The organism is Bradyrhizobium centrolobii, assembly GCF_001641635.1.
Classification (GTDB): domain Bacteria; phylum Pseudomonadota; class Alphaproteobacteria; order Rhizobiales; family Xanthobacteraceae; genus Bradyrhizobium; species Bradyrhizobium centrolobii.
Genome location: NZ_LUUB01000120.1, coordinates 96,087 through 121,206, shown reverse-complemented (window position 1 = coordinate 121,206; position 25,120 = coordinate 96,087). Strand labels below are relative to the sequence as shown.

The 25,120-nt window shown below is 65.9% G+C and carries 21 protein-coding genes and 1 pseudogene; 1 reads left to right on the top strand and 21 read right to left on the bottom strand.

Annotation, left to right across the window (positions count from 1 at the left end; all coding sequences use genetic code 11):
- The 10 genes and pseudogenes from AYJ54_RS48550 to hydA all read right to left on the bottom strand — a co-directional run bounded on the left by AYJ54_RS48550 (position 1) and on the right by hydA (position 10,403).
- A complete protein-coding gene (locus tag AYJ54_RS48550; RefSeq protein ID WP_245329308.1) occupies positions 1-201 on the bottom strand; it encodes a hypothetical protein in 201 nt (66 codons plus the stop codon).
- A 5-nt stretch (positions 202-206) separates the two neighbouring features.
- Positions 207-428 (bottom strand): annotated as a pseudogene (locus AYJ54_RS53245) (ABC transporter substrate-binding protein); the annotation flags it as partial.
- Positions 429-444: 16 nt separating this feature from the next.
- Complete coding sequence (gene nikE / locus AYJ54_RS42760; RefSeq protein ID WP_063708481.1) at positions 445-2,115, bottom strand: nickel ABC transporter ATP-binding protein NikE; 1,671 nt, start codon at positions 2,113-2,115, stop codon at positions 445-447.
- Entirely contained in the window at positions 2,112-2,960 is an 849-nt protein-coding gene (locus tag AYJ54_RS42755) for an ABC transporter permease (RefSeq protein ID WP_063708480.1), read from the bottom strand. Before AYJ54_RS42755 ends, nikE begins: the two co-directional genes overlap by 4 nt.
- Positions 2,957-3,991 carry an ABC transporter permease gene (locus tag AYJ54_RS42750; RefSeq protein WP_063708479.1) on the bottom strand — a complete coding sequence of 345 codons (1,035 nt, stop codon included), beginning with the start codon at positions 3,989-3,991 and terminating at the stop codon, positions 2,957-2,959. The genes AYJ54_RS42755 and AYJ54_RS42750 overlap by 4 nt, the downstream gene beginning before the upstream one ends.
- Positions 3,992-4,019: 28 nt before the next feature.
- Entirely contained in the window at positions 4,020-5,639 is a 1,620-nt protein-coding gene (locus AYJ54_RS42745) for an ABC transporter substrate-binding protein (RefSeq protein WP_063708478.1), read from the bottom strand.
- Between the two features lie 119 nt (positions 5,640-5,758).
- Positions 5,759-7,195: an NAD(P)-binding domain-containing protein gene (locus AYJ54_RS42740; RefSeq protein WP_063708477.1), complete on the bottom strand. Its 1,437-nt coding sequence runs from the start codon at positions 7,193-7,195 to the stop codon at positions 5,759-5,761.
- Positions 7,192-7,941 carry an SDR family oxidoreductase gene (locus AYJ54_RS42735; protein WP_063708476.1) on the bottom strand — a complete coding sequence of 250 codons (750 nt, stop codon included), beginning with the start codon at positions 7,939-7,941 and terminating at the stop codon, positions 7,192-7,194. The genes AYJ54_RS42740 and AYJ54_RS42735 overlap by 4 nt, the downstream gene beginning before the upstream one ends.
- A 1-nt stretch (position 7,942) precedes the next feature.
- Positions 7,943-8,917, bottom strand: coding sequence for an NAD-dependent epimerase/dehydratase family protein (locus AYJ54_RS42730; RefSeq protein WP_063708475.1), 975 nt, complete (start codon positions 8,915-8,917; stop codon positions 7,943-7,945).
- Between the two features lie 16 nt (positions 8,918-8,933).
- Positions 8,934-10,403 carry a dihydropyrimidinase gene (hydA, locus tag AYJ54_RS42725; protein WP_063708474.1) on the bottom strand — a complete coding sequence of 490 codons (1,470 nt, stop codon included), beginning with the start codon at positions 10,401-10,403 and terminating at the stop codon, positions 8,934-8,936.
- 56 nt (positions 10,404-10,459) lie between these two features.
- Between hydA and AYJ54_RS42720 the strand changes: the two genes are divergently transcribed.
- Positions 10,460-11,122, top strand: coding sequence for an aspartate/glutamate racemase family protein (locus AYJ54_RS42720; RefSeq protein ID WP_063708473.1), 663 nt, complete (start codon positions 10,460-10,462; stop codon positions 11,120-11,122).
- On the opposite strand, the gene AYJ54_RS42715 is transcribed toward AYJ54_RS42720, so the two are convergent.
- The 11 genes from AYJ54_RS42715 to AYJ54_RS42665 form a co-directional block, all read right to left on the bottom strand.
- Positions 11,119-11,778, bottom strand: coding sequence for a flavin reductase family protein (locus AYJ54_RS42715; RefSeq protein ID WP_201724330.1), 660 nt, complete (start codon positions 11,776-11,778; stop codon positions 11,119-11,121). The two genes, AYJ54_RS42720 and AYJ54_RS42715, sit on opposite strands and share 4 nt — an antisense overlap.
- A gap of 5 nt (positions 11,779-11,783) precedes the next feature.
- Positions 11,784-12,716 (bottom strand): N-carbamoyl-D-amino-acid hydrolase, encoded by a 933-nt coding sequence (locus tag AYJ54_RS42710; RefSeq protein ID WP_063708471.1) that lies wholly within the window; start codon positions 12,714-12,716, stop codon positions 11,784-11,786.
- Between the two features lie 103 nt (positions 12,717-12,819).
- Positions 12,820-14,502: a long-chain-fatty-acid--CoA ligase gene (locus AYJ54_RS42705; RefSeq protein ID WP_063708470.1), complete on the bottom strand. Its 1,683-nt coding sequence runs from the start codon at positions 14,500-14,502 to the stop codon at positions 12,820-12,822.
- A complete protein-coding gene (locus AYJ54_RS42700) occupies positions 14,499-15,794 on the bottom strand; it encodes an aminotransferase class III-fold pyridoxal phosphate-dependent enzyme (protein WP_063708527.1) in 1,296 nt (431 codons plus the stop codon). Before AYJ54_RS42700 ends, AYJ54_RS42705 begins: the two co-directional genes overlap by 4 nt.
- 10 nt (positions 15,795-15,804) lie before the next feature.
- On the bottom strand, positions 15,805-17,385 hold the full coding sequence (locus tag AYJ54_RS42695) for a hydantoinase B/oxoprolinase family protein (protein ID WP_063708469.1): 1,581 nt from the start codon (positions 17,383-17,385) through the stop codon (positions 15,805-15,807).
- Positions 17,382-19,391, bottom strand: coding sequence for a hydantoinase/oxoprolinase family protein (locus tag AYJ54_RS42690; protein WP_063708468.1), 2,010 nt, complete (start codon positions 19,389-19,391; stop codon positions 17,382-17,384). Before AYJ54_RS42690 ends, AYJ54_RS42695 begins: the two co-directional genes overlap by 4 nt.
- A 421-nt stretch (positions 19,392-19,812) precedes the next feature.
- The gene (gene pdxR / locus AYJ54_RS42685) at positions 19,813-21,291 is read right to left on the bottom strand and encodes a MocR-like pyridoxine biosynthesis transcription factor PdxR (RefSeq protein WP_245329301.1); all 1,479 of its coding nucleotides are present in this window, start codon (positions 21,289-21,291) and stop codon (positions 19,813-19,815) included.
- 118 nt (positions 21,292-21,409) lie between these two features.
- Complete coding sequence (locus AYJ54_RS42680; RefSeq protein WP_063708466.1) at positions 21,410-21,940, bottom strand: flavin reductase; 531 nt, start codon at positions 21,938-21,940, stop codon at positions 21,410-21,412.
- Positions 21,941-21,948: 8 nt separating this feature from the next.
- Positions 21,949-23,202 carry a Zn-dependent hydrolase gene (locus AYJ54_RS42675; RefSeq protein WP_063708465.1) on the bottom strand — a complete coding sequence of 418 codons (1,254 nt, stop codon included), beginning with the start codon at positions 23,200-23,202 and terminating at the stop codon, positions 21,949-21,951.
- A 4-nt stretch (positions 23,203-23,206) separates the two neighbouring features.
- Positions 23,207-24,088 (bottom strand): alpha/beta fold hydrolase, encoded by an 882-nt coding sequence (locus AYJ54_RS42670; RefSeq protein WP_063708526.1) that lies wholly within the window; start codon positions 24,086-24,088, stop codon positions 23,207-23,209.
- Positions 24,089-24,100: 12 nt separating this feature from the next.
- Positions 24,101-25,120, bottom strand: a 1,020-nt coding sequence (locus tag AYJ54_RS42665; protein WP_245329300.1) for a pyridoxal phosphate-dependent aminotransferase, incomplete at its 5' end; no start/stop codon positions are given.

Genomic DNA, 25,120 nt, shown 5'->3' with positions numbered 1-25,120 from the left:
TCAAGCCCCCAACCGTTGGGCGACCTCTTCGCAGGTCAGGAAAGCAACACCATCGAGACCGCGCAGCCAGCTCAGCAGGCCGTCGAGCGCGGCAACGCGGCTGGCCCGCGCGCTGCCGTAGTCGCCGCGCGGATGCAGCGTCGGCCAGCGCTCGCTCGTCAATCCGTAGAGCGTCGAGGGCACGCTGTGCCGCGTGAACACGTCGACGAATCGATGCCGTAGAGCGCTTCCCAGACCATCGCGGCCGCATTGCGCACGACATATTGGGTGCCCCAGATCGGATCGAAATTGGCGAGATTAGCTTGGGGCGCAAAGCGCAGGGTGCGCGCAGCGGCTGCCTCGGCGATCGCCGGGACCGAGAGGCCGCCCGTCAATACCAGACTGCCCGCGCCAGCCAGTCCCTTCAACCGACTTTTTGGCTGACCCACGTTGACTTGCACGGCATTAGAGGGCCGCCGCGAGCACCTCGCCCGTCTCGATATGCGGAATCGCCTCGACCAGCTTGCGGGTGTAGTCGGTCTTCGGATTATCGAACAGCGCCCGGCTCTCCCCCTGCTCCACGATGCCGCCATTGCGCAGCACGATGGTGCGGTCGCACAGCATGCGCACCACGTTGAGATCGTGGCTGACAAACAGCAGCGCGATGTCATTTTCGCGCCTGAGGCGATCGAGCAGCTGCAGCACAACCGCCTGTACCGAGACGTCGAGCGCAGCGGTCGGCTCGTCCAGCACGAGGAGCCGCGGCCGGCAGGCGACGGCACGGGCAATGCCGACGCGGGCCTTCTGGCCGCCGGAGAGCTGATGAGGGAAACGCGGCAAGAGATCGAGCGGCAACCCGACGCGCTCGGCGCATTCCTCGACGCGCTGGCGCAGCGCGTCGCCCGCCCGCATGCCATCGAGCCGCATCAAGGGATGGGCGATGCAGTCGAAGGCGGTGAAGCGCGGGTTGAGGCTCTCGTTCGGGTCCTGGAATACCATCTGGATGTCTTTACGCAGGGGCGAGCGGTGAAAGTCGCGCGACGCCACATGGCCGATCGACTGCCCGTCGAACACGATGTCGCCTTCGCTCGGATCGATCAGGCGGCAGATCATGCGCGAGGTCGTGCTCTTGCCTGAGCCGGATTCGCCGACGAGCCCGACACTCTCGCCGCCGGCCATCGTCATGGAGAAGTCGGCGACCGCAGCAGAGCCCTGGTCGAAACGCTTCGCGAGCTTGCGCACCTCGAGCAGCGGCGGCGTCCCGTGTGCGGGTTCCTGCCTGGGCTTGCTGACGACAGTCGCGTAACGCTCCCGCTCCTCCTCGGTCACGAGATCCTCGATCCGGGACGTCGCGGTCGGCGATGCCGCGACGAGGCGCTTCGTATAGGCGTGCTTCGGCGCGCTGAAGAGTGTCCTCGCGCTCGCCTCCTCGACGATGCGGCCGCGCTCCATCACCGCGATGCGGCGGCAATAGCGCGCCGCGAGCCCGAGATCATGCGTGATCAGGATCGTCGCCATGCCGCGCGCGGCGGCGATGTCCGCCAGGAGATCCATCACCACCTTCTGCGTGGTAACGTCGAGACCGGTGGTCGGCTCGTCCGCAATCAGGAGCGCGGGATTGCAGGAGATCGCGATCGCGATCATGACGCGCTGGCACATGCCGCCCGAGAGCTCGTGCGGATAGGCATTCATCCGCGCCTCGGGATCGCGGATATGAACCGCACGCAGCAGATCGAGCGCTTCGGCGCGCGCAGCGTCCTTCGATATCCGCTTGTGAGTGAGGATCGCATCCGCGATCTGCAGACCGATCGCGCGGATGGGATTCAGCGCCGCCCGCGGGTTCTGAAAGATCATCGACATCGCGGCGCCCTGGAGATGACGGAGGTCATCGCCCCGGAGCTTCGTCACGTCCTGGCCGCGAAACAGGACCTTGCCGCCGGTAACGCGCCCGGCGGCATCGAGCAGCCGCGTCGTTGCAAAGCCGGTCACCGACTTGCCCGAGCCGCTCTCGCCGACGAGACCGAGCATCTCGCCGGCCTCCACCGTGAGCGTCAGGCCGCGCACGGCCTCGACCATGCCACGCCGCGTCGAGAACGCGACGTGGAGGTCGTCGATCCTGAGCAGTTCCTTGCTCATGTGCGCATGCGGGGATCGAGAATATCCCGCATCCCATCCCCGAGGAGATTGAAGCACAGCACGGCCAGCATCAGTGCGAGGCCTGGAAAGGCCACCAGCCACCACCGTCCGGTCGAGATGAAGCGCGCGCCCTCCGCGACCATGATGCCCCATTCCGGCGTCGGCGGCTTGACGCCAAGGCCGATGAAGGACAGGCCGGCCGCGTTCAATATGGCCCAGCCGAGATTGAGCGAGATCTGCACCGCCATCGCCGGCAGGATGTTCGGCAGCAGGAAACGCAGCACCACCGAGAAATGGCTCTCGCCGCAGGCGCGCGCGGCCTCGACCCAGCCGACATTGCGGCGGACATTCACTTCGGCGCGCGCGAAGCGGATGTAGAAGGGAAGATTGATGATCGCGGTCGCGATCACGATGTTCTCGATGCGGTTGCCGAGGGCCGCGACCATCGCCATCGCCAGCACGAACAGCGGAAAGGCCATCATCACGTCGACGAAGCGGCCGACGGCGCGATCGAGCCGGCCGCCGGCATAGCCGCAGAACGAGCCGACGACGGCGCCGATCACGAAGGAGATGCCGACCGCAGACACCGCAATGGCGAGATCGAGCCGCGCGGCGATGATGAGGCGGCTGAACACGTCGCGCCCGAGCTGGTCGGTGCCGGCGAGATGGGCCGCGCTCGGCGGCTGCAACGCCTCCGACACGTTGGAGACCACGGGATCATAGGGCACGATCCAGGGCCCGAAGATCGCGAGCAGGATGAACAGCGTCACCCCGGCCGCCGCCACCGCCGTGAGCGGATTGCCGCGCAAAATCCAGACCGAATGGCGGAGGGTTGCGCTGGTCATTCGATGGAGACCCTGGGATCGGCGATGCCGTAGCAGATATCGACCATGAGATTGACCAGCACGAACAGGCTCGCCATCAGCAGCACGAAGCCTTGTACCGGGGCATAGTCTGACGACAGCAGCGCATCGAGCGCATAGGAGGCGACGCCCGGCCAGGAGAACACCTTCTCCACCAGCACATTGGCGCCCAGCATGGTCGAGAACACGATGCCGGCGATGGTGATGACGGGCAGGATCGCGTTCCGTAGCGCATAGGTGACGACGACCTTGCGCCAGGACAAACCGACGGAACGTGCAGTGCGCACGAAATCGCTGCCGAGCGACACCAGCATCGAGGCGCGCGTGATCCGCGCCAGCGGCGCGATTACGAACAGCGCCATGCTCACCGCCGGCAGGATCAGCTGCTTGCAGGCCGCCCACCAGCCCTCGAAGTCGCCGGCAAGCAGGAAATCGATGGAGAGGAAGCCGGTACGCTGCAGCGGCAATGACGTGAACACATCAATCCGCCCCGTGGGATCGGGCGCAAGCCCGAGCAGATAATAGAAGACGTAGATCAAGAGCAGGCCCGAGACGAAGGTCGGCACGCAGACGCCGAGGGCGCAGAACAGCCGCACCCCGTGATCGACGACTGACCCCGGCCGCAGCGCCGCGATCACGCCGAGCGGCACCGCCGCGATCAGCGCGATCAGGAGCGCGGTGAAGGTGAGCTCCAGCGACGCCGGCAGCCGCTCGCGCAGATCCTTCAGCACCGGCTGCCCGGTCATCATGGAGCGGCCGAGATTGCCGTGGCCGATGTCGGAGAGATGGAACACGAGCTGCTCCGGCACCGACTTGTCGAGCCCCATCTGCTTGCGGATCAGCTCGATCTCCTCCTTGCCCGCATTGGGCCCCGAGGCGAAAAACACCGCGGGGTCCCCGGGCAGGACGCGCATCAGCAGGAAGGTGAAGACCAGGACACCGAACAGCGCCGGCAGCGACGACAGCAGCCGCCTGCCCGCCCGCACCATCGTTGCGCCAAGACCGGTCGTCACCTTTCAGAGCCTCCCTCGCTTCCCGATATCACTTGCGGCTGACGTCGCGATAGTCGACCTGGCGGTGGAACTCGTAGGTGTAGCCTTCGATCGATGGCGCCATGACGGCATCCTGGTTCGGCTGCCACAACATGATCTGCGGCATCAGATCAAAGTGCATCGCGTTGAGCTTGCGGCCGGCTTCCTCATATTTGGCCTTATCCGGCTCGAAGCGGGCTTCCTGCGCGATCGCGGCAAGGTCCGGGTTGTTGATCGAGCTGTAGTTCCAGCGCTGATTGCCGGTGTAGAAGTTGCGGTAGAAGTAATCAGTCGACGGCAGCCAGGCGACGATGCCTTCGGTGTAGAAAGGAAGCTTCTTCTCGTTGATCTGCGTCGACATCTGCGCGTCCGGCAGCTTCTGGATGTCGACCTTGATTCCGATCTTGCCGAGCGATTCCTTCACGAGAGCCGCCATCGGCTCCGCGGTCGAGGCCTGGCCGACGTTGAAGCTGAAGGTGGTCGAGAAACCCTCCGGGAGACCGGCGGCCTTCAGATATTCCCTGGCCTTGTCGAGGTCGAGCTTCACCGGCTGCTGGAACGGATAGATTCCATTCGCCGGCTTGCCGTCCGGCCAGCTCGCGCCGAACAGCGGCGAACCGCGGCCGAACAGAGCGGCCTTGAACATGTCCTCATAGGGCAGCGCGTAAGCGATGGCGCGGCGGACATTGACGTTGTCGAAGGGCGGGATCTGGTTGTTCATCGAGACGAAGGTGATCGCATTGTATTGCGGTGTCGAGATCACCTTGAGCTTGCCCTTGCCCTCCAGCGATTGCACGTCGCTGGCCTGCAGATCGAGCACGAGATCAGCATCGCCGCGCTCGACGAGGTTGGCGCGGGTCGCGGGCTCCGGCACCGATTGCACGATCACGCGCTTGAAGAACGCGGGCTTGTTGGCCGAGCCGCGGTTCCAGCTCTCGTCGCGCTTGAGGATCACCTGCTCGCCGGGCTTGAAGCTCTCGACCACATAGGCGCCGCTGCCGGCGGCGTGCTCCTTCAGCCAGGCTGTTGCCCAGGGATCGTCCGCGGTCGCGTGCTCTTTTGCCACTTTCGAGTTGATGATCATCGGGTAGACGGTGGCGAGATTGGGCAGCGCAAGCTTGTCAGGTTTTGGAAGTGTCACCTCGATCGTGAGGGGATCGATCACCTGGAACTGATCGGCGGACGTCAACGAGCCGGTGAGCAGCTGCGCTTTGCCGAGGATCGGCGCGGTGACGCAGCGATCGAGCGACCATTTGACGTCCTCGGCGGTCACCGGCGAGCCGTCCTGGAATTTTGCATCCTTACGCAGGCGGAAGGTGAGCTTCAAGCCGTCGGGGCTGACCTCGTAGGATTCGGCGAGCTCGCCCGTGATCGTGTCGAGATCGAACACCCATTTGCCGTTGAGCTGCTTGCGGCCGAACGCCACCAGGCGGTCATAGGTGCTCATGCTCAGCGCGAAGGACTCGCGGGTCGAGCCGGGGATGTTGGGATCGAGCGTGTTGACGGATGCGCCCGTCACATAGCGCAATGTCTCCGCCCTGGTCTGCGCTTGCGACGGCGCGGTGGCGATGAGCAACAGCGCAGTGGTAGCGAGGACGCAGGTCGCCGGCCTGAAAGACACAAAACGCATTGGTTTTTCCCTGAATTTCGAACGAGAACGCCAGCAAGGCAGGTTAAGAAAGAAGCAAGTTGCGCGCCAGTCTCATGGGGCGTTTTCGGGGACGCATCGTCGCGGCGGCGCATGGATGATCACGGCGATTCCTCCGTCTTTCGCGCCGGCCGCGTGACCACGGCCTGCGGCACATCATAGGCGCTGAGCGAGGCCCAGTGGCGCGCGATATCGGCGCGGAACAGGCCGCGCGTCAGGCCATGGACCAGCTTTGGAACGGCGGTCGTCATCGCATTGATCGACGATCCGGACGGCCCGAAGCTCATGGTGGAGGCGATGGCGAAGAGATGGATGTCGGAGATCCAGGGCGTCTTTCCGGGCACACGTTCGGTGAAGGCATAGTCGTCGGCGAGATAGGGAAAGCGGCCGAGCCGTTCGTTGCGCTCGTTTTCCGGCGGATGATAGCGGTCGGCCCAGGTGGCGATGTTGCCGGCGAACCTGGAGAGTTCGCTGCGTCCGGCAAAGTCCATGTCGATGCCGGTGCCACAGATGACGACATCGGCGGAGACGGCGCCGCGTGGCGTCAGCAATTCAACGCCGTCAACCGTCTGACGCGCGGCTTCGACCGGCGCGCCCTCGTGCAATTTGAAATTGGCGTGACGCGCGCAGCGATCGTAGGTCGGTTGCGGAAATCCCTCGCGCATTTCGAGGATTTTTCGCATGAACCGCCAACGCCAGGCGTCGTCGAGGTCGCTGAGATGGCGCAGGAAGCCGCGAAACGTTAGCCAGCGATAGGGCTGGATCACCTGAATCTGGGCACGGCGGCACAGCAGGTGCACCTCGGCGGCCCCCGCCTCCAGCGCGGTCGCCGCATTATCGAAAGCGGATGCGCCGGCACCGATCACGGCGACGCGCTTGCCGCGAAGGCCTTCGAAATCGATGTCGTCGGCGACGGTCGCGACCGAACGCGCCGGCAGATCGCGCAACTGCTCCGGGATCACCCAGTCGCCCATGCCCTCCTGCCCCGTCGCGAGCACGATCTTGCGGGCGTAGAGCGTGTCGACCTCGCCTGCCCGTTTCACGCGCGCGGCGAGCAGGCCGTCAGATGCAGGCGCGATCTCCAGGAGCTCGCAAGCGTTGCGCACCGGCAAGCCGATCGTGCGTCGCAGCCACAGCAGATACTCCGCCCAACGGCCGCGTTCGATCAGGCCGAGCTGTTGCCAGCTGTCCTTGCCGAAGCGGGCTTCGTGCCAGGACTGGTAGGTCAGGCTCGGGATATCGAGGTCCGGGCCGGTGTAGTCCTTCGGGCTGCGCAGCGTCGGCATCCTGGCATAGGTGAGCCACGGGCCCTCCTGCCCCTCCTCGGCCTTGTCGAGCAGCAGGAAGTTGCTGACGCGGGAGCGCGTCAGACCAAAGCCGATCGCGATGCCGGATTGGCCGGCGCCGACGATGAGGACATCCAGCGCCGGCTTGCCGTCGGGTCCCGTTTTCGGTTCGAGCCACGCGGCGCAGGGATGCGCGATCATCGCGAGATCGGCGCGAATATCGGCTTCAAGCTGGGTGAGCGCCTCACTCATGCCGCGAGCCAGCCTCCGTCGACCACCATCACGGTGCCGGTCGTGAACGAGGACGCATCGCTGGCGAGATGCAGCGCGGTCTGCGCGATCTCTTCCGCCCGGCCGAACCGCTTCATGGCGTGGCGGTTGCGGGAGGCTTCGCGCACCTCGTCCGAATTGGCGTGACGGGCAAAGCTGCGGCGAAGCATCGGCGTGTCGATCGCGCCCGGCGCAATCGCGTTGACGCGAATGCCGTCGGTGGCGAAATCCACCGCCATCGTCCGCGTCAGGCTGACTATCGCGCCCTTGGCGGCGATATAGGCGCTGTTGCCCTTGCCGCCGGCCATCGCGAGCTGCGATGCCAACGTGATGATCGAGCCGCTGTTCTGCCGCTGCATGTGAGGCACGGCAGCCCGCGCCCACAGCCAGGTGCCGCCGACATTGGTGCGAAACACCGCGTCCCAGTCGTCCGGGCTCGTCGTCAGCACCGTCCCGCCGCAGGAGAAGCCCGCCGCCGTCATCAGGATATCGAGCCGGCCATGCCGCTCCAAGAGGTCATTGACGACAGCGTCGGCGAAGGCAGCGTCGCCGACGTCACCGACATGCGTCGTTCCTTCGCCCACCAGCTTCAATATTTCCTGGAGACCCGCAGCGTCCCGATCGACGAGCGCGACATGCGCGCCCTCCTCTGCAAAGAGCTTTGCACTGGCGCGGCCAATGCCCGAGCCCGCTCCCGTGATGATGGCTGTGCGCCCCTGCAGCCGCATATCAGACGTTCTCCCGGTGTTTCATCCACCAACCGCTCATGGCAGCAGCGGACTCGGCACAGCCGAACCGTGCGCGCCAGCCGAACTCGTTCGCCATCCGTGCGACCGCGAGCGGCGCGCGATCCGGCCCATGCAGCTTGATCGATGTCGTCTCTCCGGGCGCAGCCGACCGGCATTGCAGGCCGGGATGCAACGCCGCGAAGGCCTCGCCCCATTTCAGCGCCGACCAGGCTGCGCCACAGGAGATGTTGTAGAGTCGATGTCGCGGTCGCTCGGCTTCGAGCAGTACCGCCACAGCCTCGGCGGCGTCCGGCGCGTAGATCCAGTCCTTCATGCCCGAACCCGGCACGGTCGCCGGTTCACCGCGGCCAAATGCGGCCAAAATCTGAAACTGAAGGCTCGGCGTATCGCGCACCGAACCGGTCCGTTCCCACGGACCGAACACGGCGCTCAGCCGCACACTCAAAAAGTCGCCGCCAAAGAGCTCGGCGTGGCGCGCGACCGATCGCTCGGAGGTGAACTTGCTGATCGCGTAGAACGAGACGGGATCGCAGGGTGTTTCCTCGTCGAGGATCTCGAACCGCTGGCCCGCGGCGCCATAGGCCGACGCCGACGACAGATTGACGACACGGCGCACACCATGACGGATCGCGGCCAGCAAAATCGGGATCTGCGCCATCACGTTGACTTCGAGAACGCGCGCGGTCGACACCCGCTCGAGCTCGTCTCCGGCGGTGATCGCGGCGCCGAGCACGATCGCATCAACGCCTTTGGCGATGAGGGCGTCGATGCCCATCGCATCGGTAATGTCGCCCCGCACGACCTTGAGCCGTGCCCCATGATCCGCCAGCGCGCGCCCCGCGGACGGAGGCAGATCAGCGCGGTCATACAGTGTCACGTCATGGCCACGCGCGAGCAGCACCTCGGCGAGATTGAGGCCGACAAAGCCGGTGCCGCCGAAGATGATGATCTTCATCGCGCGCAATCCACCATCACAGCAGTTTTGCTCCGAAATTCCGTTCCGGATCCATGTCCGCGACCAGTCGGCCGGTGGGCTTTGCCGCCTCTCCGCCGCTGCGCGCCAGGAATTTTCCGCTGCCCGCGCTCGCGAGACACTTGTCGCCGTCGACGATCACCCGGCCGCGCGAGAGCACCGAAACCGGCCAGCCCTTCAGCTTGCGGCCTGCGAACGGCGTGTAGCCGGCGAGATCGTGCATCATCTCGTCGGCGATCGTGACCTCGCGGTTGAGATCCCAGATCGCAATATCGGCGTCCGCCCCGACCGCGATTGATCCCTTGCGCGGATGCAGATTGTAGATCTTTGCCGGCGCCGTCGCCGTGAGCTCGACGAACTTTTCGAGTCCCAGCCGGCCCCTCGACACCATCGCATCGAACAGCAGCGGCAGCCGCAACTCCAGCCCCGGCAGGCCGTTCGCGACCTGCTTGAAGTTCGGATTGGGACCAGCGCGCAGCTTGCCGGCCTCATCAAGGCGATAGGGCGCGTGATCCGACGAGATGGTCTGGAGATCGCCGAGCGACAGCGCCTGCCACAGCGCCTCCTGGTCCGAATGCGTGCGCGGCGGCGGGCTGCACATCCACTTGGCGCCTTCCGCACCCGGCTTGTCGAGATCGGCGGCGGTCAGGAACAGATATTGCGGACAGGTCTCGGCGAAGACCTTCAACCCCTGTCCGCGCGCGTCGCGGATCACCTTGGCGCCTTCGGCGGTCGAGACATGGAAGATCATGATCGGCTGGTCGATCAGCGCAGCCATGCCGATCAGCCGGGTGAAGGCTTCGGCTTCCGACACGCGGGCGTGGCTGACGGCATGATATTTCGGCATCGTGTAACCACGCGCGAGCAGACGCTTCACCATCCAGGCGATGATGCCGTGGTTCTCGGCATGGGCGCACAGCATCGCGCCGGACTGGCGCGCGGCGAGGAGGATGTCGAGCAGCGGCTCGTCATCGACCTTGAGCCTGTCATAGGTCATGAAGATCTTGATCGAGGCATGCCCCTGCTTCACCAGCGCGGGAATGTGCTCCTCGACCGTCTCCTCGGTCGCATCCGCGATGATCATGTGAAAGGCGTAGTCGATCACCGCGCCCTTCTTCGCCAGCGCGTGATAGTCCTCCACCACCTGCGGCAGCTTCATGCCGACATGCTGAGCCGCGAACGGGATCACCGTGGTGGTGCCGCCGAACGCCGCCGAGACGGTCGCGCTCTCGAACGTGTCGGCGTTCATGATGCCAGCCGCGGAGAGCTGCTCAATATGGGCGTGGCTGTCGACGCCGCCGGGCAGCAGCAGCTTGCCGCGCGCGTCGATCTCGCGCTTGGCTGCCGGAAGGCCGCGGCCGACGGCTGCGATGGTCTCGCCGGATATGGCGACGTCGGCCTCGAAGACGTCGGTGGTGGTGGCGACGCGGCCGCCGCGGATGATCAGGTCGTAAGCGGGTTCAGTCATGAGGCACTCCGTGATAGGCTCAAGGCACGTAATCGTCGTTTCGCAGGAAGACCACCATGTCCCGGCCGCGCATTCTCGTCATCAACCCGAACTCCAACCACAAAGTCACGCAAGGGCTGGAGGACGCGTTGAAGCCGCTCGGTTTCGAGGGCGGGCCGGAGCTGGTCTGCCAGACGCTGACCGAGGGTCCGTTCGGCATTGAAAGTCAGGCGGATGTCGATAGCGTCGCAATGCCGCTGCGCCGGCTGGTCGAAAGCGACAACAGCTCGGCCGCCTTCGTCATCGCCTGCTACAGCGATCCCGGGCTTCAGGTCTGCCGCGAAGGCACCGACCGTCCCGTGTTCGGCATTGCCGAGTGCGGCGTGCTGACGGCGCTCGCGCGCGCCGAGACCTTCGGCGTGATTGCGATTGCCCAGCGCTCGATCCCGCGGCATATGCGCTATCTCAGGCAGATGGGGCTGACCGACCGCCTCGCCGGCGAAAGGCCGCTGAACATGAGCGTTGCGGAGACGGCGTCCGGCGAAGGGACGCTCGCCAAGATGATCGAGGTCGGCCGCGCGCTGCGCGACGAGGACGGCGCCCGCGCCATTGTGATGGGCTGCGCCGGCATGGCGCGCCACCGCCGCCCGTTGGAGGACGCGCTGCGCATTCCCGTGATCGACCCGACACAGGCGGCCGTCACCATGGCGCTGGGTACGGTGCAGTTCTCGGCTCACTAGGCGTCCTTCAGCTCTTTCTTGTCCTGACGAGCGAGCCATTGCGCATGGCTCTCGCGCGTCAAAGCAAACCTATCCCGCTGGGTGGTGTAGAGATTGCCGAACATGCGGCCGATCGGCCGGTAGACCTCTAGATCGACGTACATGTTGGCGGTGTCGACGAGGCCCTCGCGGGCGTGCACCCTGAGCACTTCGCCGACCAGAATCTCGCGATCCGGTGAGAAGTTCAGCACGACATGGCGGCGACATTCCAGCGCGAACGGCGCCGCGGCGAGGCGCGGCACTTTCACGTCGACGGAGGAAAGCGTCGCAAGCCCGGTCGCGGTGACCTCGCTGTCGCCGGAGGGAAAATCGACCGCGCAGTCGTTCATCGCCACCGACAACGCTTCGTCCACCATGTGCACCACGAACTCGCCGTCGCGATGGATGTTGCGGGTGGTGTCCTTCGGCGAGTGATCCGGCTTGTGCTGGAGCCCGAGCACGATCAGCGCGGGACTTTCCGAAAACACGTTGAAGAAGCTGAAGGGCGCGGCATTGACCGCGCCGTTCTCATCCAGCGTCGTCACCAGCGCGATCGGCCGCGGCACCACCACGCCGCAGAGCAGCTTGTAGCGATCGCGCGGATCCAGCTCACGCAGTGATATGCCTTTGTCCGCCATCGGCGTCACTTCTCCGGCGGCGGCACCGCGCCGGTCTGGCTGGTGATCAGGCCATAGTGCTCGATGCGGCGGTGCCGGGCGAAATCGAAGATCGTGGTCTTGCCGAAGGTGGTGGCATCGAGGTCGCAGGCGTGAACCAGAACCTCGTCGTCCTCGGTCTTGGCCTCGGCGACGATTTCGCCATTGGGATCGACGATCAGGCTGCCGCCGAACAGCGGGTGGCCGTCCTCGACGCCGGCCTTGGCAACCGCGACCACCCAGGTCGCGTTCTGATAGGCGCCGGCCTGCACCGAGAGGCGATTGTGGAACAGGCGCTTCTCGACGCCCTCCTCGCTCTTCTCCGCGTTGACCGACGGCGTGTTGTAGCCGATCAGCACCATCTCGACGCCCTGCAGGCCCATGACGCGATAGGTCTCCGGCCAGCGGCGATCGTTGCAGATCGCCATGCCGATGATGCCGCCGAGCTCGCGCCAGACGTTGAAGCCGAGATCGCCCGGCTCGAAATAGCGCTTCTCCAGGTGCTGGTGCGAACGCTTGGTGTCGTATTCCACATGGCCGGGCAGATGGACCTTTCGGTATTTGCCGACGATCTTACCGGACTTGTCCGTGAGAATGGCGGTGTTGAAATGATGACCGTCCGGCGTCAGCTCGGCATAGCCGAAGTTCATCGCCATCCGGTGCTGCGCCGCGCGCTCGAACAGCGGCTTGGTCGCTGCGTTCGGCATTTCACGCTCGAACCAGATGTCGAACTCGGAGCGGTCCTCGACGTACCAGCGCGGGAAGAACGTCGTCAGCGCCAGCTCGGGATAGACGATCAGGTCGGCGCCCTTGCTCTTGGCCTCGTCCATCAGCTCGATCATGCGCTTGACCACGGCCTCGCGGCTGTCGGCTTTCTGGATCGGGCCCATCTGGGCGGCGGCGACATTGACGATGCGCATCAGCGAATTCCTGGTGATCTCTCGGGGGAACCGGCGGCTTCAAGGATGTTCCGGCGCGTGCAGCATATCGCAGCCTCGCACCGCTTTTCCAGCCAAGCACCTTTCATGCCGTCCGCCCCCATTCGGCGTCCTGCAAAAGCCGCCAGTTGATCTTGTTGCTGGCGGTGCGCGGCAGGGACTCGACGAAGACGACCGCGCGCGGCGCCTTGTAGCTCGCCATCGCGCCGCGTGCCCAGCCGACGATGTCGGCGGCGGACGTCGTCGCGCGCGCGGCCTCATCGAGCACCACCAGCGCCTTGACGGTCTCGCCGCGGTATTCGTCCGGCGCCGAAACGATGCAGCACTCCCGGACGGCCCGGTTCTGGTACATCGCCGCCTCGACCTCGGCCGGCCACACCTTGAAGCCGCTGACATTGATCATCCGCTTCAAGCGGTCGACGGCGAAGAAATAGCCTTCAGCATCGCGGTAACCGAGATCGCCCGTGCGCAGGAACCGCTTGCCATCGAGCTGGATGAAGGCATCGGCATCCGCCTGCGGCCTGTTCCAATAACCCTGCAGCACTTGCGGCCCGTGCACGACGATCTCGCCGACAACATTGTCGTCGAGCTCGATCAGGCTCTCGGAATCGACCACCCGCGCATCGGTCTCCTGCACAGCGATGCCAAGGCACTGCCGCTTCGGCGCTGCCATCGGGTTGAGATGCGTCGGCGACATCGTCTCGGTCATGCCGTAGCCCTCGACAAAATCGAGGCCGAAGCGCGCCTTCAGCCGTTCAGCGACCGCCGTCGGCATCGCCGCGCCGCCGCCGGTCAGCACCTTGAGTTTCGCAAAGCATTTGTCGCGGAAGCTGGCGCTGGCGAGCACATCCACGATCATGGTCGGCGCGGCGTTCCAGAACGTCACGCCGTAGGTCTCGAACAGGTCCGGGAGCAGATCCTTGTCCCAGCGCGCCATCAGCAGCAGCGTAGCGCCGGTGACGATGGCGGCATTCATCGAACCCTGCATGCCCGCGACGTGGAACAGCGGCATGAAGCCGGTCATCACGTCGCTGCCGTCGAGCCCGTACCAGCGTGCCTGCAACACGGCGGTGAACAGCGCGCTGCGATGCGTATGCATGCAGGCCTTGGGCTTGCCTGTGGTCCCCGAGGTATAGGGCAGAATCATGAGATCGTCCGGCCCTGCCTCCATGGCATCCGGCTGCAAGCCTTGCGCGATCGCGGCCGGCCAGGAATGCCAGCCCGGCGACGACGGCACCTCCGACGGCGCTTCGGTCACGCATGACGGCAGCGTGTAGGGCGTCGCGGCTGGAACCTCGTCGCGATATTGCGCGACGATCGTATGGGTGATCGCCTCGCCCGCCAGCGGAGCAAACACATCGCTCAGCTCGCAGCCGATGATCGCGACCCTGGCGCCGCTATCTGCGGCGAGATATGCGATCTCCGCCGTCTTGTTCATGGGATTGACGGGCACGATCACGGCGTCCGCCCGCATCACCGCATAGTAAGCGATGACATATTGCGGCGAGTTCTGCAGCGCGATCATCACGCGGTCGCCGCGCGCAACGCCGCAAACGCCTTGCAGGAAACCGGCCATGGCATCGACACGGTCGCGCAGCCCGGCGTAACTCAGGCTCGCGCCATAAAACACCGTCGCCGGATGAGAAGGCTTTGCGTGTGCAGCCCGCGCCAGTGCGTCGTACAGCGTCCCCTCCGGCATCGCGAGATACCAGGGCTCGTTCGCCGGCCAAACCGGCGAGCGACGAGGTGCTGCGTAGTCGGCGGTCACCCGTGCTCCCTGTCGGCGATGTCGAGGCCGTGGTCGAGCGCATCGAGCAGCAGCGTAGCCTCGCGCTCGGAGATCACCAGCGGCGGCGCCAGAAACAGCGAGGTCTGCTCGCCGCTGGTGCCGATCACCGCGCCGGCCTCCAGCGCGCGCTCCGCGACGCGCGAAGCGATTGGCACCTCGGTCGTGTCGGCGTGCCAGGTGCGCCAGTCAGGGCCATGCAACTCCACCGTCCAGTGCAGCCCCTGGCCGGCCACGCGCTGCACGCTCGGATGCTTTTGCGCGATCGCCAGCAGGCGGCGGGCAAACAGCCCCTCCAGATTTTGCACGTGCTCCAGAATCTTGTCGCCGGTGACGACCTTCAGATAGGCGCTGACGGCGGCCATGCTGATCGGATGACCGCGCAGCGTGCCGTAGTTCTGCCAGCTCGTGCCCTTGAGCCGCTCGACGATGTTCTTGGACACCACGACCGCGGCCACCGCCGCTGCGCCGCCGCCGAGCGACTTGCCGAGGGTCACGATGTCTGGCCGGCTCTCTGCGCCCTGAAACGCGAGCCAGCGGCCCGCGCGGCCCGCGCCGGTGACGACCTCGTCCGCGATCCAGTACGAGCCCGCCTGCCGCGCACAACGCGCCACCTCGTCCTGATAGGCGCCGTCGTAGTAGATGCCGCCCTGAGTGTAGTCGATGATCGTCGCCGCGGTGTCCGACAGCAGGCGCGTGGCATCGGCGAGATATTCGCTGGGCGGCGTATTGTTGGCCGGCGCGCCATAGATCGCGCCATCCGGCGCCGGCAAGATCCGCACCGGTGCCATCGGCGCCGGCAGTTTTGAGCCGCCGGCGTGCACGGCGAGACCGCCGTGCCATTGCGGCTGCACTGTCATGCTGCGCGACAGGCCGGTGATGCCGTGATAGGCGCGCTCGCGCGTCGCCAGCGCGGAACGCTGCGTCAGTGCCTGGCAGAGTGACAGCGCCATGTCATTGGCTTCGCTGCCGCTGATGCAGAAGCGCACCGCGCCGACCCAGTCCTCCTCGCCTTTGAATGCGGTGGCCGTCAGATCGTCGGCCGCCTGCTCGCGGCCGATCCAGGTCCAGCCCTCGTTGACGACGGGCGTATCCGCCGCACGGCGGATCGCCTCCACCATTGCGGGATGGCGATGGCCGAGACCGCCGCCGGTGTTGCTGCCGTCAATGAGCTTGCGGCCATCGGACAGGTGAAAATAGACGCCCTCGCCGCCGACCACGACCATCGGCGCGGCCTCGCCCGCATTCAGTCCGGTTCGCAACAATCTGCTCATCGCAATGCCCTCACCTTGCGGCCGCGGCGCCGTAGCCGCCGCCGCCACACATTTCGATCGTGACGAGATCGCCCTGCTGCAACACCAGGTTCGACTTGCCGTCGATCACGACGTTCGCGCCCTGCCTAACCAGCGAGATGCGGCAGGCCTTGCCGGACTGGCCGCCCTGCATGCCCCAGGGCCCAATCACCATCCGTTCGATGCAGGTGGTCAGGTGCATCGATGGCGCCAGGATACGATAGGTGCGGACGGAACCGTCACCGCCGCGATGGACGCCCACGCCGCCGGAATTCCGGCGAATGGCCTGCTGCTCGAGGCGAATCGCGTAATTCGCCTCGATCACCTCGACCGGCGTGTTCGACGTGTTGGAAAGATGTACGCGGGTCGCGGAAGTCCCAGCCCGATCGTGACGCGCGCCTTCGCCGCCGCCATGGACCTCGTAGAGCATCTTCCAGGAACCGTTCGGCCGCGGCTCGGCGAAGAACAGAACGCCCGCGGTGGTGGCGCCGCCGGCCGACAGACGCTCGGGGATGGTGTCCTGCATCGCACGGAAGATTGCGTCGACGATACGCATGGACGTCTCGTGGTTGCCGGCGGCAACCGATGCGGTCCAGCCCGGCTCCAGGATCGAGCCCGGGCGCGTGATGATGGTCAGAGGCCGCAGCGCGCCGGCGTTCTGCTGCATGTCGCGTCCGCTCATGATGCGCGCGGCATAGGCCACCGCCGAGCGCGCCATGAACGGCGTCGTGTTGCAGAAATTGGAGACCCGGTCGCAGCTTCCGGAGAGGTCGAAGGTCGCTTCGTCGCCGCGAATGGTGATCTTCACATGGATGCGCGCCGGCGCGTTGTTTTCGCTGCCGTCGTCGAGGTGGTCCTCGCCCTCATAGACGCCGTCCGGAAGGTCGCGCAGCGCCTCGCGCATCTCGATTTCGGAGAGATCGTGCAAGCGCGACTGCGCCGCCATGAAGACCGCCTTGCCGTGTTCGCGGCAGAGCTCGACGATGCGCTTCTTGCCGGCTTTGGTCGCCGCGATTTGCGCCAGAAGATCGCCCTCGCAGGACTCGGCATCGCGAACGTTGGCCTTGAGCAGCTGCACGATCGGCGTGTTGAGGCCGGCTGCGGTTGCGATCAGCACCGGCGGAATGCGCAACGCCTCCTGGAACGTGTCGACGGCCTTGGCGAAATAGCTGCCGGGCCAGGTGCCGCCGATATCGGGCCAGTGCGCGAGGCTGACCGCGAAGGCCACGATCTCGCCGTCGACGAAGACGGGACGCACAACCTTCACGTCGTTGAGATGGTTGCCGCCGAGCGCGCCGACATTATAGATCACCACGTCGCCGTCGTTCAGGCTGTCGCATGGCATCACCTTCAGCAACTCGGGGATGGTGTAGGCCATCGCGCCGAGATGGATCGGAATGTCGCGGCCCTGCCCGACCAGGCCGCCGTGGCCGTCCGTGATCGCGGACGACAGGTCGCCCGCTTCGCGCAAGAGCGGCGAGCGCGCCGAGCGCGTCATCACAAGGCTCATCTCCTCGGCCGCGGCGGAAAGCCCATGCCGGATAACCTCGACGACGAACGGATCGAGCTTCATGCGGCCCTCCGCGTCAGGAACAGGTTTCCGGCCTCGTCTGGCTTCGCCTGCCAGCCGGGCGGTACCACGACGGTCGACCACGCGTCCTCGATGACGGCGGGCCCGTTGACGGTCTCCGTGAGTGCGGCGCGGTCGATGATTGCGGTTGCGATGTCGTGGCAACCGTCGAACGAGCAGATACGCGTACCTGACGACACGGCCCTCACCGCGGTCGCCGGCCGACTGACGACGGTTGTCGACGGGCGGCGGGCCTGCACACGCACGGACTCGATGACGCAGGGCTCGCCGGTCGCATAGCCGAACAGCTCCTGATGCCGCGTCAGGAAATCCTGCTTCAGCCTGGCGACGTCGAGCGGCAGCGTGAAGGATACCGGGATGGCATCGTTCTGGGCCGCGTAGCGCATCAAGGCCACCAGCTCGACCTGGATCTCCGCCTTCGCAACGCCATTGGCGATCAGCGGCGCAGATGCATCGGCGATCAACGCCTCGATCCGCTCCGAGACGCGAGCAAGGTCAATCCCGTCGAGCGCAGCGCGAAGAGTCTGCTGCTGGAGGAAGCTGAAATCGGCTGTGAGGCAGCCCAGCGCCGAGAACGCGCTCGATGCGCTGGGCACGACGACCTCTGCGATCCCATAGAGATCGGCGAGACCCGCAGCGTGCATCGGGCCGCCACCGCCGAAGGCAAGCAGCGTGCAGTCGCGCCCGTCGATGCCGCGCTCGACCGTGACGCGGCGGAGCGCGCGGGCCATGGTCGCATTCGCGACCTTGATGATGCCTAGCGCTGTTTCGGTGAGGCTCAGTCCGAGCGCGCGCGCGATCGGTTCGATCACGCGCTTTGTAGCCTCGATGTCGATGCCGATGCGGTCGCCGAGTTTCGTCGCGGGATTGAGATAGCCGAGCACGGCATTGGCATCGGTGATCGTCGGCTCATGGCCGCCGCGGCCGTAGCAGGCCGGCCCCGGCTCGGAGCCGGCACTCTCAGGGCCGACCGTGAGGCCGCCGGGGCCGCTGCGTACGATTGATCCACCGCCCGCGCCGATCGAATGCACCGCGAGCATCGGCTGGCGCAACGGCTTGTCGCCGAGCATGCGGCCGTCCGTCATCTCGGCCTGGCCGTCCACGATCAGGCAGACATCCGTGGTGGTGCCGCCCATGTCGAAGGTCAGCATGCGCGAGGCGCCCAGCTGGCGCGCGATGGTGACGGAAGCGGAGACGCCGGCGGCAGGCCCCGACATCGCCATCACCAGCGGCCGCCGTTTCACCGCCGAAATCGGGATCATGGCGCCGGCGGAATGAAACACCTGCAGGCCGGGGCCGATTGGCAGCCGCTGCTCCAGCTCGCTGAGATATTCCACCGCGATCGGCATCGCGGCCGCGTTGAACACGGTTGCCGAGGTCCGCTCATATTCGCGCGCCTCGGGATTGACCTCGTGCGAGAGCGAGACATGAGCGACGACTTCCTTGAGCCGCTCGCCGAGCATTTTTTCGTGCACGGGATTGGCATAGGCGTGAAGCAAGGCCACGGCGACGCTCTGCACGCCGGTCTGCTTGAGCCAGGCCACCAGACGCTCGATCTCCGCTTCCTCCAGCGCCTTCAGCACCCGGCCCTCGTGATCGAGGCGCTCGGCGAGCCCAAAGCATCGTTCCGGCGGCACCAAGGACGGCGATTTCGGCGGGATGTCGAGACGATAGAGATCGCGGCGGCGATAGCGCGCGATCTCCAGCACGTCGGCAAAGCCCTCGGTCGCGACCAGCGCCGCCTTCGGCAACCGGCCCTCGACGATGGCGTTGGTGACGCGCGTGGTGCCGTGGACGAAGCGTTTGACCTCGCTTTTGCGCAGGCCAACCGCCTCGATGGCCTCCAGCATCGCCTGAACGGGTGCTTCGGGGCGCGACGGCACCTTCGCGATCCGCGCTTCCGCGGAATCGCGCCGGATCGCGATGATGTCGGTGAAGGTACCACCGATATCGGTGCCGACCTCCCAGTGATCGCCGGAATCGCTCATCTGCACAGTCAGCTACGCGTGACGTGCAGACCGGACGCCGGGTGCTTCCCGTCCATCGCAAGGTCCAATGCCAAACCGAGAGCGCTCATTATGCATCCTCTGTCATGCCACCGACCGGGAGCGTGCGACAGAGCGATGGGCGCAGGATAGGGCCAGAGTTGTCGCAATCCGCTAGACCAGCGCGACCCTAGCCGCGCGCCGCGCCACCTGCTGCACGTTTTGGTGCAGCGCTGCCCGCGCTGACGGCACGCGAGCGCGGACCGTTCCACGGGGGAAAAGTGCAGCGCACCACGGATTTCTCCGCGCAAATCGCGATATCCGCTGCACTGCAATCCGAACCCTTCAAATCGTCTGTCTAATTTGCAGGCGATCGATCGGCACTGCGGGATATTCGCCCTATGAGCTATGCATGGCGATCGGCTCAGCCTCTCTTTATTGTACGAGCCGTAAGGGAGGAGATTGCCGGTTTGGATGGTGCGTTGCGGGAGCCGCTGCCGATGCAAGCTGCGATTCTCGCAAGCAGCGGCGAGGCATCCTCGACGTGCAGACGTCCGTAGCCGAACACCAGGCCCTGTCGCGTCGGTTGCTCCAGAAAATTCTGCGACAGCGGCTGGACGTGGATGCCGGCCTGTTTCAGGGTAGCCGCCGCTTCGCGATCACTCATCCGCGCTTGCATCGACTCGGTGAACAGCGCGACGAGATGCAGCCCGGTGACGGCGGAGGACACGGTCAGATCATCCGGCGTCTGCGCTGCGATCGCTTCGATCAGCGCCTTTCGCCTGCTCGTATAGACCCGGCGCATCGCACGGAGATGTCGCAGCAGGTGCCCTTCCCGCATGAACTCGGCCAAAGCGAGCTGTCCGATGCCGGAGGTGTGCACGTCGATCCGCGCGCGGCCCTTGGAAAATCCTGCGATGAAATGCCTGTTGGCGACCATGTAGCCGAGCCGCAGGTTCGGCATCATGATCTTGGAGAAGGTGCCGAAATAGATCACCCGTCCCTCGCGATCGAGCGAACGCAAGGAGGCGATCATGCTGTCCTGATGCCTGAACTCCGAATTGTAATCGTCCTCGATCACCCAGACATCGTTCCTGTTGGCCCAGTCGAGCAGCTCGAGGCGCCGCTCCAGGCCCATGCTGACGCCGAGCGGATATTGATGCGACGGCGTGACCACGATCAACTTCGCGCGTGGTGCACGCCGGATGCCTTCCGAAACGACGAGGCCCTTGTCATCGACGGGAATTGGAACGAGCTTCGCGCCGGCCGCCGTCAGCGCCCATCGGGCCTCGACGAAGCCGGGCTCCTCGACCCAGACCTCGTCTCCGGGATCGAGGATCATCCGGCTGCAGAAATCCAGCGCACCCGATGTGCCTGGCGTGACAACGACCTCCTCCGGCGAGCAGACCAGCCCGCGCACCGAGCCGAGAAAGTTCGCGATCTCGCTCCGCAGCCGCGGGTGGCCTTCGGCGGGAAGGTCGAGGCACTCCTGCTCCCTCGGATTTTGCCAGGTCTGGCGCAGCAGGCGTGACCATTCCTTGAAGGGAAACGTCGAGATGTCGGGCGCGCCGGGTGCGAACATGGACGGCCAATTGGTCTCGTAATCCAGACCAAGCAGCGATCGCCAGCGCTTCGACATATGGGCGGGCGCAGCCCCGGGCGACGCAGCCGGCGGCGGCTCCGCATGCGACGTCGCGACGGACGCCACCATCACGCTGCCGCGTGGCGTCGATTCCAGATAGCCCTCGGCGTAAAGCAGATCCCACGCGGTCAGCACCACCGTGCGCGAGCAGCCCAATTCCCGCGCGATCTCCCGCGAGCCCAGGAATTGCGTTCCGGCCGGAAAGGTACCGCGCAGAATGCAGCCGCGGATGTGGGCCGCAATCTGCAAATGCAGCGACACGGCCGACGTCCGGTCGATATGCATTCCCGCAAGGGATACGCGCTTGCTCGGGTGATGATCTCTGTCCATCGCGTGGAGGCGGCTGTTGGAACGGCCGGCGATGGCCGCCAGCGTCCCTTCAGGATGGGCCAGAAGCGGATTCGGGTCCAGCCTCGGCGGGATCGGTCACCCCGACCGTGTGATAGGCGCGGCCGAAATAGATCAGATTGTCGGTGCAGCCGGATCTCTGCAGCGCGACCACGCGGCAGAACAGCACATCATGGCTGCCGACATTGACGACATGGGCAATCCGGCAGTCGAACGCGGCGGTACAGTCGGCCAGCACCGGCGCGCCGGTCGCGAGTGTCGACCACGCCGCGGCGGCAAACCGCTCTTCGGCAGGCACCTTGCCGCCGAACAGGCGGGATAGCTGCTCGTGCCGCGCCGAGAGCACGTTGACGCACACCACCTTGTTGCGTGTTACGCTGCCATAGGCGGACGAGCTGCGATTGATGCAGACCAGAAGCGTCGGCGGATCATCAGTGACGCTGCAAATCGCGGAGGCCGTAAATCCCGCGCGGCCCGCAGCGCCGTCGGTCGTGACGATGTTGACCGCCGCGCCGAGACAGGCCATCGCGTCGCGGTAGTCCCGAGGGGCCACATCCTGCATCGATGTCCTCACGCCTCGATGCCAGGGGCGAAGGCGAGTTCGCGCAGCACCTGTGCCAGCACGGCGGCGCCGGCACCGACATGATCGGGTTCAGCCCATTCGTGTTCGACATGGCTCGCCCCGTCGCGGCACGGGATGAAGATCATCGCGGCCGGGCAGACCTTGGCGAGATGACGCGCGTCGTGCCCCGCTGCGGAGAGGATCGCCATGGCGGCATGCCCCTGCTCACGCGCGGCCTTCGCGATGCTCGCACGCAGGCGCGGATCGAAGACGTTTGACGGCGCATCCACGAGCGGCGTCACCGTAACCGAGCACGGCGGCGCATTCTCCTGGCAAAGAGCCTTGATGCGTGCGCCCGCTACATCGAGCACGGTATTATCAGGATGACGCAGATCGATGCTGAAGCTGACGCGCGACGGCACCACCGACGGCGCGTTCGGCACGACGGCAACTCGGCCGATGGTGAACTTGATGTCGGCATCGATGGCGCCGATCTCGGCATGGAGTGCGTTCGCGACCTGCGCAAAGGCCGCGAGCGCATCGCGCCGCTCCCGCTGCGCCAGGGTGCCGGCATGGCCCTCGGCGCCCTCGACCACGACCTGAAAGGTCTTCTTGCCCTGGATGCCGGTGACGACGCCGATGGTGCAGCCGGCGGCCTCGAGCAATGGTCCCTGCTCGATGTGCAATTCGAGATAGGCCCCGGCCGCAAAGCCGAGCGGCCTGTGCGGCATATCAGGGAAAGCCTGATGAAGGCGATCGAGCGCTTCGCCGACGTTGACGCCGTCTGCATCGCGCACAGCGCGGATCGCGTCCATGCCGCGCCCCCCGGTAAAGGCCTCGGAGCCCATCATGCCCGGCGCGAAACGCGAGCCCTCCTCGTTCATCCAGGCGACGACGATGACGTCCCGCGCGGGCTTGTCGCTTTGCTCGACCAGTGAAACGACCGCTTCGAGCGCGGCCATCACGCCGGCCGCGCCGTCGAATTTGCCACCGGTCGGCTGGCTATCAAGATGACTGCCAAGGAGAAGCGGCGGCGCGGCGCGGTCGCGCCCGGCCAGCGTCAGGAACAGGTTTCCCGCGGCATCCGTCGACGGCGTCAATCCCACCTCGCGCGCCCAGCCGATGACTCGTCGCCACGCCGCGATCTCGCCATCGCTCAGCGCCTGGCGGTTGACCCCGCCGGCCGGCGTCGCGCCGATCTCGGCGAGCGCCATCAAGCGGATCCAGAGCCGATCGGCATTGATCAGGGGCTGGCGCGTCATCGGCCTACGTCGTGCGCATGATCTGGCCCGGCAGCGCGCGCGGATCGCGCGGCAGCCAGCGTCCGGCTTCGACCTGGGCGATGAACTCGGCGAGCAACGCGTTGAACGCCGCCGGCTCTTCCAGATTGAGCGTGTGGCCGGTCTTGGGAAAGACCGAGAGGCCGCAGGCCGGAATGGTCTTCTTCAGGAAGATGCCGGGCTGGAGGCAGTGATCGTCCTCATCGCCGACGACGACCAGAGTCGGCACCATCATCTTTTTCAGGCCGTCCTCGATATCGTAGAAAGAAGGACGCCGCGCCTGGACGCCGCGCATGGTGTTGGCGGCGCCGCGGTCGGAGTGCGTGGCGAGCCGATCGGCGAATTCCTGCCAGCCGCGCGGATCCTTGTTCTGGAACTGCACCCGGCTCGCGCCGAGCGCATAGATCTTGGAAAACTCCTTCGCGCCCTGCTTCTCGAAATTGTCAGCGACTTCGAGCGAGACGCCGCGAAAATACTCCTCGAATTCCTTCTCGCAGCCATAGCCGGCACCGGCCACCGTGAGCGACAGCGAGCGCTCCGGCGTGCGCAGGCCGAAATGCACCGTGCAGAAGCCGCCCATGGAGAGGCCGACGATATGCGCCTTGTCGATCTTCAGTGCGTCGAGCACGGCAATCGCATCATCAGCGGCAATCGCCTGCGAATAGGCCTCCAGGCTGTCGGGCACATCCGACGGCGGATAGCCGCGCGCGGCGTAGCTGATGCAATGGTGGCGCCGGCTGAAATAGCGCAGCTGCGGCTCCCAGCTTGCGTGATTGCCGCCGAATTCATGGATGAACAGGATCGGCGTGCCCTCACCCGCCTCCTCCACATGGAGCTTCACGCCGTCCTTCGTCGTGATCATCGTCATCGGCATCGTCCCTTAGAATTGCGGCGGCAGGTCGTTGAGCGTGCGCGCCTGTGCGACCATGTCGGGCAGCAGCGTGCAGAGCTTTTCGACCCAGACTTGCGGCACGGAGGTGCTGATCTTCACAAAGCGGTCACCGAAGCGCTGGGTGTGGTAGGTGCCCTGGCGGATCATGATGCCCTGGCGGCGGTAGCACTCGACCAACGCCTCGGGACGGATGCCCGCCGCGATGGTTTCCAGCACCAGGAAGTTGCCGTGCGAGGGCATGATGGGCAGCGCCAATCCGTCGATCGCGGCCGCCGCCTCCTGGATCATCGCCTTGTTGGCGCGGTCGGTGCTGCGGACCTTCTTCATCCATTCGGCCTTGACCGACAAGCCCGCCTGCGCCGCGCGCTGGGCGATGACGCTGGCGCCGAGCACGCTGGTAGAGGTCTGCGCCAGTTCCTCGAACAGATCGGGCGCGGCGACGAGCGCACCGATGCGCAGGCCTGCGAGCCCGAGCCATTTCGAGAAGCTGGTCGAGACCACAGAGCCCTTCGGCGCCACATGAAGCGCCGGCGTGTGGCCGTCGGCGAAATCGCGATAGGTGCAGTCGTGCACCAGCATGGCGCCGCAATCGCGCGCGATCTCGGCAAAGCTCTCGATCTCCTCGCGGGAATAGCGAATGCCGAGCGGATTGTTGGGATCTACAAGATAGATGATCGCGGCGCGCTCATCGACATTTGCCTTCAAGGCCTCAGGCGCCAGACGGTAGTTGCAGGCGGGATCGTAGATCGGGATCTCGATCACCTCGGCCCCCTGCTGGCGCGCGAACAGGCACGGCCATTTCCAGGTCGGATCGGTGGTGACCAGCGTGGTGCCGGGCTTGCAGCGTGCACGGCAGATCATCGCCAGCGCGTTGACGCCTCCCTCGGTCACCAGCGCCTCCGCGTCCGGCGTGCCGAGATCGGCGACGATCGCCGCGCGCAACGCCTCGAAGCCGAGCGGCGGGGCATAGGCGTTGAACTCGCCCGCCTCGATCGAGCGCAGCATGGC

Excerpts from the sequence above, each read along its gene's own strand:
- AYJ54_RS42730 (WP_063708475.1), bottom strand. The coding sequence starts at position 8,917 with ATGAAGATCATCATCTTCGGCGGCACCGGCTTTGTCGGCCTCAATCTC.
- AYJ54_RS42745 (WP_063708478.1), bottom strand. The coding sequence starts at position 5,639 with ATGCGTTTTGTGTCTTTCAGGCCGGCGACCTGCGTCCTCGCTACCACT.
- AYJ54_RS42690 (WP_063708468.1), bottom strand. The coding sequence starts at position 19,391 with ATGAGCGATTCCGGCGATCACTGGGAGGTCGGCACCGATATCGGTGGT.
- AYJ54_RS42755 (WP_063708480.1), bottom strand. The coding sequence starts at position 2,960 with ATGACCAGCGCAACCCTCCGCCATTCGGTCTGGATTTTGCGCGGCAAT.
- AYJ54_RS42675 (WP_063708465.1), bottom strand. The coding sequence starts at position 23,202 with ATGACGCGCCAGCCCCTGATCAATGCCGATCGGCTCTGGATCCGCTTG.
- AYJ54_RS42720 (WP_063708473.1), top strand. The coding sequence starts at position 10,460 with ATGTCCCGGCCGCGCATTCTCGTCATCAACCCGAACTCCAACCACAAA.
- AYJ54_RS42670 (WP_063708526.1), bottom strand. The coding sequence starts at position 24,088 with ATGACGATGATCACGACGAAGGACGGCGTGAAGCTCCATGTGGAGGAG.
- nikE (WP_063708481.1), bottom strand. The coding sequence starts at position 2,115 with ATGAGCAAGGAACTGCTCAGGATCGACGACCTCCACGTCGCGTTCTCG.
- AYJ54_RS42710 (WP_063708471.1), bottom strand. The coding sequence starts at position 12,716 with ATGCGCATCGTCAATGTCGCCGCCGCCCAGATGGGCCCGATCCAGAAA.
- AYJ54_RS42695 (WP_063708469.1), bottom strand. The coding sequence starts at position 17,385 with ATGAAGCTCGATCCGTTCGTCGTCGAGGTTATCCGGCATGGGCTTTCC.
- AYJ54_RS42735 (WP_063708476.1), bottom strand. The coding sequence starts at position 7,941 with ATGCGGCTGCAGGGGCGCACAGCCATCATCACGGGAGCGGGCTCGGGC.
- AYJ54_RS42680 (WP_063708466.1), bottom strand. The coding sequence starts at position 21,940 with ATGCAGGATGTGGCCCCTCGGGACTACCGCGACGCGATGGCCTGTCTC.
- hydA (WP_063708474.1), bottom strand. The coding sequence starts at position 10,403 with ATGACTGAACCCGCTTACGACCTGATCATCCGCGGCGGCCGCGTCGCC.
- AYJ54_RS42740 (WP_063708477.1), bottom strand. The coding sequence starts at position 7,195 with ATGAGTGAGGCGCTCACCCAGCTTGAAGCCGATATTCGCGCCGATCTC.
- AYJ54_RS42715 (WP_201724330.1), bottom strand. The coding sequence starts at position 11,778 with ATGGCGGACAAAGGCATATCACTGCGTGAGCTGGATCCGCGCGATCGC.
- AYJ54_RS42700 (WP_063708527.1), bottom strand. The coding sequence starts at position 15,794 with ATGAGCAGATTGTTGCGAACCGGACTGAATGCGGGCGAGGCCGCGCCG.